Source organism: Xenorhabdus sp. PB30.3 (assembly GCF_963895965.1).
In the GTDB taxonomy this organism is placed as follows: Bacteria; Pseudomonadota; Gammaproteobacteria; order Enterobacterales; family Enterobacteriaceae; genus Xenorhabdus; species Xenorhabdus stockiae.
In genome coordinates this window covers 40,327-52,900 of the sequence record NZ_CAWQMW010000024.1, presented here as the reverse complement: position 1 = coordinate 52,900, position 12,574 = coordinate 40,327, and the positions used below count along the sequence as shown (strand labels likewise).

The window sequence follows — 12,574 nt, the reverse complement described above, 5'->3', positions numbered from 1 at the left end:
TTATTGTGAATGAGTGTCAGCAATGGACAATTAAGCAGGCTCAGTCCCTGTTTGATAAGCCTTTTTTTGAATTATTGTTTCAAGCACAACAGGTACATCGTGAACATTTTGATCCGCAGCAGGTACAGGTCAGTACACTTCTTTCAATAAAAACAGGAGCCTGCCCTGAAGACTGTAAATATTGTCCACAGAGCTCCCGTTACAAAACAGGTCTGGAAAAAGAACGCCTGATGGAAGTGGAGAAAGTTATCGAATCTGCCCGTAAAGCGAAAAATGCAGGTTCGACCCGTTTTTGCATGGGGGCTGCATGGAAAAACCCACACGAACGGGATATGCCTTATCTGGAAAAAATGGTTCAGGAAGTTAAGTCATTGGGCATGGAAACCTGCATGACACTGGGAATGCTGAATCCGTCTCAGGCACAGCGTCTGGCAGAAGCAGGTCTGGATTACTACAACCATAATCTGGATACCTCACCGGAATTTTACGGCAATATTATTACTACGCGCAGTTATGAGGACAGGCTGGATACACTGGAAAATGTCAGGGATGCAGGTATTAAAGTGTGCTCTGGCGGCATCGTAGGACTGGGTGAAGAAATTCGTGACCGTGCAGCTCTGTTAGTGCAACTGGCAAACCTGCCCAAACCACCGGAAAGCGTTCCCATTAACATGCTGGTGAAAGTGAAAGGAACACCGCTGGAAAATAATGAAGAAGTCGATCCATTTGATTTTATCCGCACTATCGCTGTAGCTCGTATTATGATGCCGAAATCTCATGTCCGTTTATCTGCGGGGCGTGAGCAGATGAATGAGCAGACACAGGCCATGTGTTTTATGGCAGGCGCTAACTCCATTTTTTATGGCTGCAAATTACTGACTACCCCGAACCCGGGCGAAGACAAAGACTTGCAACTGTTCCGTAGATTGGGCATTAACCCTCAGCAGACAAAAATAGCATTTGGTGACAAACAGCAGCAGCAACACCTGACGGAAGCCATCATTAATAATGCTGACAATGAACAATTCTATAATGCGGCAATATGATGAGCTGGTCAGATTCTCTTTCCCGGCGATTGGCCGAACGCCGGGGCACATCCTTATGGCGCCGCAGACAGGCTCATCAAAGCTCAAATGGACGACATCTCTACACCTCTGATGGGCAACAATACCTGAACTTTTCCAGTAATGATTATCTCGGATTGAGCCAGCATCCTGAGGTTATTGCTGCGTGGCAACAAGGCGCTGAGCAATACGGTGTTGGTAGTGGCGGCTCAGGGCATGTAACCGGATATACCTCGGCTCACCATGCGCTAGAACAACAACTGGCGGAGTGGCTTGGTTATTCCCGTGCCTTGCTGTTTATTTCTGGCTATTCGGCTAATCAGGGCGTGATAGCGGCTCTGATGGAAAAAGAGGATCGCATTATTGCTGATCGCCTGAACCACGCCTCCCTGATGGAAGCGGCTATGCATTCACCGGCTCAGTTTCGGCGTTTTTTGCACAATAACCCGATTTCTCTAAAACAGCATTTAGGCAAAGCATGTGCAGGTAAAACACTGGTGGTGACAGAAGGTGTTTTTAGCATGGACGGAGACAGCGCACCACTCAGTGAAATTACTCAGCTGGCACAATCTACAGGTAGCTGGCTGATGGTGGATGATGCCCACGGTATTGGTATTTATGGTGATGAGGGGAGAGGGAGCTGCTGGTTACAGAATGTTAAGCCGGAGATCTTAATCGTTACTTTTGGTAAGGCATTTGGTTTGAGCGGGGCTGCGGTACTGTGTGATGAACAGACCGCAGAATACTTTGTTCAATATTCCCGACACCTGATTTATAGCACTTCTATGCCACCGGCTCAGGCAGTTGCACTTTCCGAGGCCACGCGCCAGATTAGGGCAGGAGATGAATTGCGCCAGTGTCTGCAAAATAATATCCAGTATTTTCGTCGTGAAGCACAAAACTTATCTTTTTCTCTGACGGATTCTGAAACCGCTATTCAGCCTGTGATCATCGGTAATAATGAACGCTGCATTGCCTTATCCGAAACAATGAAACAACAAAACCTATGGGTAAAAGCCATTCTGCCTCCGACAGTTTCACCGGATAGTGCCCGCTTGCGTATTACGTTGACGGCGGATCACACCCAACAGGATATTGATGTATTACTGGAGGCTTTACGTGGATTTGACTGCTAGCTGTGTTGCTAAAAACAGTTTTATTAAAACCTGTGTTGATAAACAGGCAATTGCTGGCGCTTTTGGCAGAGCGGCTTCGCGCTATGATGCCACGGCGAAACTACAGCAACAAACAGGTGAATATCTGATGAAAATGGCACAGCCAGAAGATACCGGTAATTGGGTATTGGATGCTGGCTGTGGGACGGGTTTTTTCAGCGAACACTGGAAACAGAAGGGTAAACAGGTTATCGCACTGGACCTGTCTGCCGGTATGTTAAGTCATGCCAAAGGGTTGCAGGTTGCTGATTATTATCTGCAAGGTGATATTGAAAATCTGGGGCTGTCTGATAACAGTGTCGATGTCTGTTTCAGTAACTTAGCGGTGCAGTGGTGCAATGAACTGCCTCGGGTATTGCAGGAGTTCCATCGCGTAACCCGTCCCGGTGGGCTTATCTTATTTTCCACCTTAGCACAGGGATCGCTCTGGGAGCTGGAAGCAGCATGGAAACAAGTTGATGATTACCGACACATTAACCAGTTTCTGCCTTTACAGACTATTGCAGATGCATGTCAGCCGTACCGGAATCAAATCAGGTATCAGCAATATAATCAGCGTTATCCACAATTGTTGCCTTTATTAAATTCTCTAAAAGGAATTGGAGCCACACACCTTCATCATGGGCGTCAGCAAGGGCTGATGACAAGAAAACGTATGAATGCGCTCTCAGAAGCTTATCCCAAAAATAATGGGGATTACCCATTAAGCTATCAAATTGTTTTTGGAGTTATTTATTGTGACAAGTAAATACTTTCTTACCGGAACTGATACTGAAGTGGGTAAAACGGTTGTCAGTTGTGCTTTATTACAGGCGGCTAATGAAAAAGGTTACCAGACTGCGGGTTATAAACCAGTTGCATCAGGCTGTGAACTCACTTCTGAAGGTATACGTAACGGGGATGCTCTGGCATTATTGCATAACAGCTCAGTACCTCTCACCTATCAGGAGGTTAACCGGTTAGCGTTTATTGAACCTACATCTCCTCACATTGTCAGTGCTGAACTCAATCAGCCTATTGAGTTTTCTGTGATGTCACAAGGTCTGAGTGAATTATCGGCAAAAGCAAACTGGGTACTCATTGAAGGAGCCGGAGGCTGGTATACACCGCTATCTGAGAATAACACTTTTGCTGATTGGGTGATTGCGGAAAAGCTGCCCGTAATCTTAACAGTAGGCGTGAAATTAGGTTGTATTAACCATGCAGCGTTAACAGCAAAAGCAATTCAGGATTCCGGGCTGAAATTAGCAGGCTGGGTTGCGAATGAAATTGAGCCACCCGGCAGGCGTCAGGCTGAATATCTGGCGACATTGAAGAGAATGATGCCGGCTCAATTACTTGGTTTGATCCCCCATATGAGTGGGCTGGAAGTAGAACGCCATGACATAGGGAAATATATAAACATTGATTTATTGGTTAACTAATTGTTTAAACGATGTTGGTTAGAATCAAAATGGGGATTAGTCGGCCAGCTGAAATGTTAGTATAGAATCCACTCCATTTCGGCAATTTTTGTACTATTTTTGAACAAAAAATAACGTAAATTAACCCTAAAATAGCATGAAAACGCTCTGTTATTGAGAAAACCCATAATGGGGGATAACTCCGCAACTTCCCATCGTTAATAGGATTTGTTGAGTTATCCACTGTTCCTGTGGATAACCTTGTGTATTAGGTTTAGACAAGTGGTCTGACACAAGATAATACGCGGCTTTCGCAAGATTTGCTGTTATTCTCTCCTTTGATTTTTTTTCATTCAAAATTAACTGGTTATATAAAATCAATTCCTTTTACTATCTCTTTGCCATTCCCTGCTTTATCATTTCAATAACTAATACGAAAATAAAAAATACAAAAAGACTGTCTGGGGATAAAAATAGGCTCACATAATGTTAACTAAAGGTTAATATCACATAATGTTATATGTTGGTTCTGTTACTTTCTGTCAGGTGCGGCTTTTAAGTGGGACGGCAATATTATTTTGTTAGCCCACTTGAAGCTGTTTTTTTATCCAGTATTATAAGAGCGTTTTGGTTAGCGTATATATCTTGTGTATTTTCGGGTGATGGCTTGGAAATAAATAAGGATAGAGCTGTGCAATGTTATCGGGTGGAAGATGAGTAAAGAAACGAACAAAGTATTCAGGTTGCATTCTGATTTCGAACCTGGCGGTGATCAGCCAGAAGCCATCCGTAAACTACAGGATGGGCTTGAAGATGGTCTTGCCCATCAGACATTATTGGGAGTCACGGGTTCAGGTAAAACGTTTACGATTGCCAATGTCATCGCCAACATGAACCGGCCAACAATGGTTCTGGCTCCCAATAAAACACTGGCAGCTCAGCTCTATAGTGAAATGAAAGAGTTTTTTCCGGAAAACGCCGTAGAGTACTTCGTTTCTTATTATGATTATTATCAGCCTGAAGCCTATGTCCCCAGCTCTGATACTTTTATCGAAAAAGATGCCTCTGTAAACGAACACATTGAACAGATGCGACTATCTGCGACCAAAGCGCTGCTGGAGCGAAGAGATGTGGTTGTTGTAGCTTCTGTTTCCGCTATTTATGGGCTGGGTGACCCTGATAGCTACCTGAAAATGATGCTTCATCTGACAAATGGTATGTTGATCGATCAGCGCTCTATCCTGCGGCGTTTGGCTGAACTGCAATATACGCGTAATGATCAGGCATTCCAGCGGGGAACATTCCGTGTGCGTGGCGAAGTCATTGATATTTTTCCGGCCGAATCAGATGAACATGCGTTACGTGTTGAACTGTTTGACGATGAAGTTGAACGGCTTTCCCTGTTTGATCCACTGACGGGTCAGGTTGAGTATAACGTTCCCCGTTATACGGTTTATCCTAAAACGCACTATGTCACACCTCGTGAGCGTATCCTTCAGGCGATAGAAGAGATTAAAGTTGAATTAGCTGACAGGCGCAAAGTCCTTCTGGCTTCAGATAAGTTACTGGAGGAGCAGCGCATCACTCAGAGAACACAATTTGATCTCGAAATGATGAATGAACTGGGATATTGCTCCGGTATTGAAAACTATTCCCGTTATCTGTCTGGTCGAGCACCGGGTGAACCCCCTCCGACTTTATTTGACTATCTTCCTGCGGATGGCTTGCTGGTGGTGGATGAATCCCATGTCACCGTTCCACAGCTTGGCGCTATGTATCGGGGAGACCGTTCCCGCAAAGAGACGCTGGTGGAATACGGCTTCCGTCTGCCATCAGCACTGGATAACCGCCCGATGCGTTTTGAAGAGTTCGAGGCGCTGGCGCCACAAACCATCTATATATCAGCAACACCCGGTAATTATGAACTGGAAAAATCCGGTAATGAAGTGGTCGAACAGGTGGTACGCCCAACGGGTCTGATTGATCCTGAAGTTGAAGTCCGCCCGGTAGCAACTCAGGTGGATGATTTACTGTCTGAAATCCGTATCCGGGCGGCTAAAAATGAACGTGTACTAGTCACCACTCTGACTAAGCGTATGGCTGAGGATTTAACTGAATATCTGGAAGAACACGGAGAGCGGGTGCGCTACCTCCACTCTGATATTGATACCGTTGAGCGGGTTGAAATTATTCGTGATTTGCGTTTGGGTGAATTTGATGTACTGGTGGGGATCAATTTGTTGCGTGAAGGTCTCGATATGCCAGAAGTCTCTTTGGTAGCTATTTTGGATGCAGATAAAGAGGGCTTCCTGCGTTCAGAGCGCTCACTGATTCAGACGATTGGGCGTGCAGCGCGTAACTTGCATGGTAAAGCTATTTTGTATGGCGACAAAATTACCGCTTCTATGGAAAAAGCCATCAATGAAACAGAACGGCGCCGAGCGAAACAACAGGCATTTAACGAAGAAAACGGTATCGTACCAAAAGGGCTGAATAAAAAAGTTGGCGATATCCTACAACTTGGTCAGCCTAGTAATGGCAAAGGAAAAAACAGAACCAGAAATAGAAGCAAATCTGATTTGGGGGTTGATGATTTCCATAAATTATCTGCGAAGGAACTGGAAAACAAAATCCGTGAATTGGAAGAAAAAATGTATCAATATGCGCGGGATCTTGAATTTGAGCAGGCAGCTAACATGCGCGATCAGGTTCAGGCATTGAGAGCACAGTTTATCGCTAATTCCTGAGATTATTGCCAGCCGTTAATTAATGACTAATCAGAATGGATACACAATGGATTTCAAGATGCGTCGCGGCGGCAAGGGAGTTCATCCCCAGGAGCATAGATAACTATGTGACTGGGGTGAGTGAGTGAGGCCAACAAAAAGGCAACTTGAAAGATGAAGTGTAGAGAGTGAAACAAAACACTCTCCATCAACGGTATTATTAGCCCAGTTTTTGCAGCGTATCTTCTATGGCTTGCCGTAATAATTCACGATCATGGCGATAGGGAACATCCTGCGCCTCTAAGACCTGTTGTGTAACAATTCGGTCATCTAGTTGGCTAATATCAGTACGTGGGCCAACAATGATTGCGTTGATCATTTTGCGCCCGATTGTATTTTCTATCATCTCAAGTTTTTCTTTCAATGAAAGATCGGCCGCCGCATGGCTGAGTTCTTTCCCTAAATTACCGATATAAATCATATTGGCATTGCTGCGCCGCAGGGACTGGGTCAAATCTTCCAGTAACAATAATGGCATTAAGCTGGTAAAGAAACTGCCCGGGCCTATCAAGATCAAATCAGCCTGTTCAACCGCTTCCAGAGCTTCTTTGGTGGCGCTGACATGGGGATAAAGCATTAACTTTTTTGGAACACAATCCAGCTGGTCGATATTCACTTCTCCGTGCACTTCATAGCCCTGAGCATCCACTGCCATTAAATCGACGGCTTGTTCGGACATAGGGATCAAATGTGCATTTACTTTCAGCAAATTTCTGAGCAGATTAATTGCCTCAAGAGGGCGGACGCTTAAATGATCTAAAGCCTTCAACATTAAGTTGCCCAGATTATGTCCGGCTAATTCTCCACTACCCCCAAACCGGTATTCGAACATAGCTGAAGCAACAGTCGGCTCCGTGATCAGCTGGTTAAGGCAATTTCGGGTATCACCCCAGGCGATACCGCCTTCTGATCGCCTTATTCTCCCGGTTGAGCCGCCATTATCTGTTGTTGTGACAATACCAGTCAGGCGGGCACCAAGGGAGGAGAGAGATGACATAACGCGCCCAAGTCCGTGACCACCGCCAAGGGCAACCACACGATCCAAATCGGCTAATGTTCGGTTTCGCATAGGATTCCTGCTACTGAATTAAATGTGCTTGAGTAAATTTTATATAATCTACCATAAAGTATGATGCTTTTAGCAATCACCATGATTTTATGCGATTTTTATCAAATATTTCAGGATATAAACAGAATGAATAGGTGACAATAGGCTGATGTTGATGGTTTTTTGTAACTCTTTGTATAATAAAATATATATCGATATTATCGTTAGCTTTTTTCTAATTTAAGGGGTAGAATCCCACAGCAAGGTTTAGTCACGTATGTCATGATTCATATGATGATTAAATTTGAAATTAACCCCTAGCCTCTGCGTCTAAGTCTTTGTTGTATAAATTTTTTATTAATTGATTCTACCGTAAATTGTTCTATCAAATTAATACCACATCGATATGATGCTTTGGCCGTGGCTCCTGAGTCACCAGGGTGCAAGGCAGAAATGCTTGCATCCCCCATGATTGGAAGGTGTTATAGTGGAACAACTTATCGATACATTTTCCCGCAAGTTTTATTACTTGAGGTTATCTGTTACTGATGTATGCAACTTTCGTTGCACATACTGCCTGCCTAACGGCTACCAGCCTGGCAGCAATCAACTCAACAAATCATTTCTTACTTTGCCGGAGATCCACCGTGTTAGCCGCGCTTTTGCAGAATTAGGCACCGAAAAAATTCGTCTGACTGGTGGCGAGCCCACTATGCGCCGTGATTTTTGCGACATAATCGCAGCAGTGCATGAAAACCCGCAGATTAAAAAAATTGCGGTTACGACGAATGGTTACCGGATGGAGCGCGATGTGACCCGCTGGAAGGAAGCGGGGCTTACAGCGATTAATGTGAGTGTGGATAGTCTTGATCCTCGCCAGTTTCACGCTATTACCGGGCAGGATAAATTCTTTCAGATTATGCGTGGCATTGATGCAGCCTTTGAAACAGGTTTTAGCACAGTCAAAGTGAATGCGGTATTAATGAAAAATATCAATGATACCTGCCTGCCAGCGTTCCTTGACTGGATAAAACACCGTCCGATTCAATTGCGTTTTATTGAGCTGATGGAAACGGGAGAAGGGAGTGAACACTTCCGGCACCATCATCTTTCCGGTGATGTAATACGCAGCCGTTTACTCCAGCAGGGCTGGAAACTGCAACAACGTGGACGTAGTGACGGCCCGGCTCAGGTTTTCAGGCACGCGGATTATCAGGGCGAAATTGGCCTGATCATGCCGTATGAGAAGAATTTCTGCCAAAGCTGTAATCGCCTGCGTGTCTCTGCCATTGGTAATCTTCATTTATGCCTGTTTGGTGAGCAGGGAATTCCATTACGTGATTTGCTGTCTGATGACGGATCTCTTAACGATTTGAAATTACGCATACAGGGTGGGTTGAGGCATAAGCGTGAAACTCACTTTTTGCATCAGGGAGATAGTGGTATTACCCCTAATCTTTCTTTCATTGGTGGTTAATTTAACGGCTCAATTTATTTTTCAGGAGCGAGAATGTCCCAACTGACTCATATCAATACATCCGGCGAAGCCCATATGGTAGATATTTCTGCCAAAACAGAAACAGTACGCGAGGCCAGAGCTGAAGCCTTTGTCGAAATGCAGGCTGAAACACTGGCTATGATTGTTTCCGGTGATCATCATAAAGGGGATGTTTTTGCAACCGCGCGTATTGCCGGCATTCAGGCAGCAAAACGGACATGGGAATTAATTCCACTTTGTCACCCGCTGTTGCTTAGTAAAGTTGAAGTTCAATTAGAAGCACAAACAGAACACAGCCGGGTCAGAATTGAATCCTGCTGCCGCCTGACAGGGAAGACAGGGGTAGAAATGGAAGCGCTGACAGCGGCTTCCGTGGCAGCTTTGACCATTTATGATATGTGTAAAGCAGTACAAAAAGATATGGTTATCGGGCCGGTTCGTTTGCTGGAAAAAAGTGGTGGGAAATCGGGAAATTTTAAGGTGAAAAAATGATAAAAGTTCTGTTTTTCGCGCAGGTACGGGAATTGGTAGGTACAGATTCTCTTGAATTACCGAATGATTATCCGACGGTAGCGCACCTTCGCAGGTCGCTACTTGAAAAAGGTGAACGCTGGGAGCTGGCATTGGAGGATGGGAAATTGCTGGCAGCCGTGAACCAATCGTTTGTTCACGCCGAACACCCACTGAATGACGGTGATGAAGTGGCATTTTTCCCGCCGGTCACCGGAGGCTAACGATGGAAAAGACACGAATCAGTATCCAGAAAGCGGTGTTTAATGTCGGAGAGGAATACCAGTGGCTGGCACAATCTGATGAAGATGGTGCGATTGTGACTTTTACGGGGAAAGTTCGTAATCACAATTTGGGTGATAATGTTCAGGCACTGACTCTGGAACATTATCCGGGTATGACAGAAAACATGCTGCATAAAATTGTTGATGAAGCCCGCCAACGTTGGCCCTTACAACGGATCAACATTATTCATCGTATTGGGAAACTATATCCTGGGGATGAAATTGTATTTGTTGGCGTAACGGGGGCACATCGCAGTACAGCGTTTGCTGCTGCCGAATTTCTGATGGATTATTTAAAAACGCAGGCCCCTTTCTGGAAAAAAGAATCCCTTAACACTGGGGAACGCTGGGTAGAAGCAAGAAAAAGTGATAAGGAAGCGGCAGAACGCTGGTTTACGTAGTGAAATAAGATCATAAAAAACATATTGATGAAGCCTTTTGCGAGTTATCTCTAAAAGCGGGTAGATAAATCATATATCACTAAAATTGTGATTAATTGGCGGATGGTTTTGTTCATGTTCTATGCTAATGTATAGCATTTGAAACAGATTGTTTTTTGTTAAACAGTCTTAATCCTTCAACATTGTCATAAAAGGTACTCGTCATGGACCGATATCAACGTTCCAACGGTTCGATTGTCCAGCAAGCTGGCTCAGGTATACAAACTTATATGGCACAGGTCTATGGCTGGATGACCTGTGGTCTGTTGTTAACTGCATTTGTTGCATGGTATGTAGCAAATACACCAGAAATCTTATATGCCATCTTCAGTAACTCCATCGTTTTTTATGGTTTGATCATTGCACAACTAGCATTGGTGTTTGTGCTGTCTGGTTTGGTACATAAAATGAGTGGTGCGGTAGCTACCGGGCTATTTATGCTCTATTCCATGCTGACCGGGCTGACGATATCTAGCATTTTTGTCGTTTATACCAGCGGCTCCATTGCCAGCACCTTTGTCATCTCGGCGGCGATGTTTGGTGCGTTGAGCGTTTATGGCTACACCACCAAGCGTAGTCTGAGTGGTATGGGCAGCTTCCTGTTTATGGGGCTGATTGGTATCGTTCTGGCTTCTTTGGTCAATATCTGGCTGAAAAGCCCGGCTCTGATGTGGGCAATCACCTATATTGGTGTGCTGGTTTTTGCCGGCCTGACAGCCTACGACACTCAGAAACTGAAAGAAATGGGTGCTGAGCTGGATGTCAATGATAAAGAGAACATGCGCAGATACTCTATCACTGGCGCATTAACCCTGTATCTGGACTTCATTAACCTGTTCCTGATGCTGCTGCGCATTCTGGGTGACCGTCGCTAATTGCTGACAATTCCCTCGCTGTTCTGATATGTGAAAGGCTCTGTTTAGCAGGGCCTTTTTGCTAAAATTCCCTTTTTATCGGAGTATTATTTGTGCATCAAAGTAGTGCTGCCACTATTCGTATTTCAGCAAAAGCCATCATTATTCACAAAGAGCAGATCTTACTCGTCAGGTATAAATCAGATTCAGATGAATGGTATACCTTGCCCGGTGGAGGACAACTGTTTGGAGAAACACTGACTCAAACCTTAATTAGAGAGTGTCTTGAAGAGACTGCATATAAGATTGAACCATCACGGCTGGTATTTGTTAGAGAATATATAGGCAGTAATCATGAATTTGCTGAGTTTGATAAAGAAGTCCATCAAACTGAACTGATTTTTCTTGCCTCGCTTGCCGATAAAAACCCCGATATTCATAATCGAGATATCAAAGCGGATAAAGATCAAATAAGTGCTCAATGGATTAATTTAGAGGATGTAATAAACTTGCCTTTATTTCCTGCGCTCCTACGCTCTTTGATTGTAGAAAAGCGTTTTTCTGCTGACTTTCCTATCTATTTAGGGGATGTGAATTAGGAATGATGAAAAGCTCGGATAATAATTTGATTACAAAATAGTTAAGTTGCATTACGAATAATAAGGATAAAGAAATGGCAAAGTTCAATCATCAATCAGGCCAGACTGTAGCGATAGATGGTGCTGAAATTTATTATGAAACGATTGGTAACTCAAATAATTATCCGGTCGTTTTATTGCATGGTGGTATGTGTAATTTAACATCATTTAACCCATTAGCTGAATATTTGGATGATTATTATTTAGTGGCGATAGATTCCAGAGGCCATGGTAAATCAACACTCGGTGATGTGCCGCTTAGCTATGAAAGATTACAATCTGATGTTAAAGCAATAATTAGAGGATTAGATATTAAACATTGTGCCATTATTGGCCACAGTGATGGCGGTATTGTTGCACTGCGTTTAGCCGCAGAGCAATTTGCTCCTCTTGATAAAGTCGTTGTAATTGGTGCAAGTTGGATATTAAAGGACAAAGATCCTGTTAGAGAGGTTTATCAAGGTATCACTGCTGAATACTGGAAACAAAAATTTCATCATGATTATGTTTATTATCAACAAAATAACCCGGTTCCGAACTTTGACCACTTAATTAACACTATTAAAACCATGTGGTTAGATGATAGTTCAAGTAGCTACCCTGCTGAAACCATCCGTCATATTGAACAACCCGTGCTAGTTTGTCGTGGTGATAATGATTTTCTTGTATCTTTGTCTCACTCACGGGAAATCGTTGATAGGGTAAAGCAAAGTGCTCTGTTCAATGTTCCTTATACTTCACATGTGGTACACGAGGAACGGCCTGAATGGATTGCAAATACTATTTGTTATTTTCTTAATGAGATTAACTCGAATTAAAATATTTCGATAAAAGAGTAGTTTTTTCTCTGAATAAAAAAATTATATTGCCATCG

13 protein-coding genes and 1 riboswitch are annotated in these 12,574 nt (G+C 43.8%); of the genes, 12 read left to right on the top strand and 1 reads right to left on the bottom strand.

Features of this window, described 5'->3' with window-relative positions; translation table 11 throughout:
- The first annotated feature begins 5 nt into the window (after positions 1-5).
- The 5 genes from bioB (at position 6) to uvrB (ending at position 6,389) form a co-directional block, all read left to right on the top strand.
- The gene (gene bioB, locus AACX38_RS02640) at positions 6-1,046 is read left to right on the top strand and encodes a biotin synthase BioB (protein WP_228863500.1); all 1,041 of its coding nucleotides are present in this window, start codon (positions 6-8) and stop codon (positions 1,044-1,046) included.
- Positions 1,046-2,200 (top strand): 8-amino-7-oxononanoate synthase, encoded by a 1,155-nt coding sequence (bioF, locus tag AACX38_RS02635; RefSeq protein WP_228863499.1) that lies wholly within the window; start codon positions 1,046-1,048, stop codon positions 2,198-2,200. Before bioB ends, bioF begins: the two co-directional genes overlap by 1 nt.
- Positions 2,184-2,987, top strand: coding sequence for a malonyl-ACP O-methyltransferase BioC (gene bioC / locus AACX38_RS02630; protein ID WP_228863498.1), 804 nt, complete (start codon positions 2,184-2,186; stop codon positions 2,985-2,987). The genes bioF and bioC overlap by 17 nt, the downstream gene beginning before the upstream one ends.
- Positions 2,977-3,663, top strand: a complete 687-nt coding sequence (gene bioD / locus AACX38_RS02625) for a dethiobiotin synthase (protein WP_228863497.1) — start codon at positions 2,977-2,979, stop codon at positions 3,661-3,663. The genes bioC and bioD overlap by 11 nt, the downstream gene beginning before the upstream one ends.
- Before the next feature lie 692 nt (positions 3,664-4,355).
- Positions 4,356-6,389 carry an excinuclease ABC subunit UvrB gene (gene uvrB / locus AACX38_RS02620; protein WP_228863496.1) on the top strand — a complete coding sequence of 678 codons (2,034 nt, stop codon included), beginning with the start codon at positions 4,356-4,358 and terminating at the stop codon, positions 6,387-6,389.
- Between the two features lie 199 nt (positions 6,390-6,588).
- On the opposite strand, the gene yvcK is transcribed toward uvrB, so the two are convergent.
- A complete protein-coding gene (gene yvcK, locus AACX38_RS02615; protein WP_099109137.1) occupies positions 6,589-7,497 on the bottom strand; it encodes a uridine diphosphate-N-acetylglucosamine-binding protein YvcK in 909 nt (302 codons plus the stop codon).
- Between the two features lie 281 nt (positions 7,498-7,778).
- A riboswitch (molybdenum cofactor riboswitch) is annotated at positions 7,779-7,974 on the top strand.
- Here yvcK and moaA point away from each other — a divergent pair.
- The 7 genes from moaA to AACX38_RS02580 all read left to right on the top strand — a co-directional run bounded on the left by moaA (position 7,961) and on the right by AACX38_RS02580 (position 12,518).
- Entirely contained in the window at positions 7,961-8,953 is a 993-nt protein-coding gene (moaA, locus tag AACX38_RS02610) for a GTP 3',8-cyclase MoaA (protein WP_228863515.1), read from the top strand. It overlaps the preceding riboswitch by 14 nt.
- A 33-nt stretch (positions 8,954-8,986) precedes the next feature.
- Positions 8,987-9,466, top strand: coding sequence for a cyclic pyranopterin monophosphate synthase MoaC (gene moaC / locus AACX38_RS02605; RefSeq protein ID WP_099109139.1), 480 nt, complete (start codon positions 8,987-8,989; stop codon positions 9,464-9,466).
- The gene (gene moaD, locus AACX38_RS02600) at positions 9,463-9,708 is read left to right on the top strand and encodes a molybdopterin synthase sulfur carrier subunit (RefSeq protein WP_228863495.1); all 246 of its coding nucleotides are present in this window, start codon (positions 9,463-9,465) and stop codon (positions 9,706-9,708) included. The genes moaC and moaD overlap by 4 nt, the downstream gene beginning before the upstream one ends.
- A gap of 2 nt (positions 9,709-9,710) precedes the next feature.
- Positions 9,711-10,169 (top strand): molybdopterin synthase catalytic subunit MoaE, encoded by a 459-nt coding sequence (gene moaE, locus AACX38_RS02595; RefSeq protein ID WP_099122514.1) that lies wholly within the window; start codon positions 9,711-9,713, stop codon positions 10,167-10,169.
- Positions 10,170-10,372: 203 nt separating this feature from the next.
- A complete protein-coding gene (locus AACX38_RS02590) occupies positions 10,373-11,083 on the top strand; it encodes a Bax inhibitor-1/YccA family protein (protein ID WP_099109142.1) in 711 nt (236 codons plus the stop codon).
- Positions 11,084-11,175: 92 nt separating this feature from the next.
- Positions 11,176-11,661, top strand: a complete 486-nt coding sequence (locus AACX38_RS02585) for an NUDIX domain-containing protein (protein ID WP_228863494.1) — start codon at positions 11,176-11,178, stop codon at positions 11,659-11,661.
- 74 nt (positions 11,662-11,735) lie between these two features.
- The gene (locus AACX38_RS02580; RefSeq protein WP_228863493.1) at positions 11,736-12,518 is read left to right on the top strand and encodes an alpha/beta fold hydrolase; all 783 of its coding nucleotides are present in this window, start codon (positions 11,736-11,738) and stop codon (positions 12,516-12,518) included.
- The last annotated feature ends 56 nt before the right edge of the window (positions 12,519-12,574 follow it).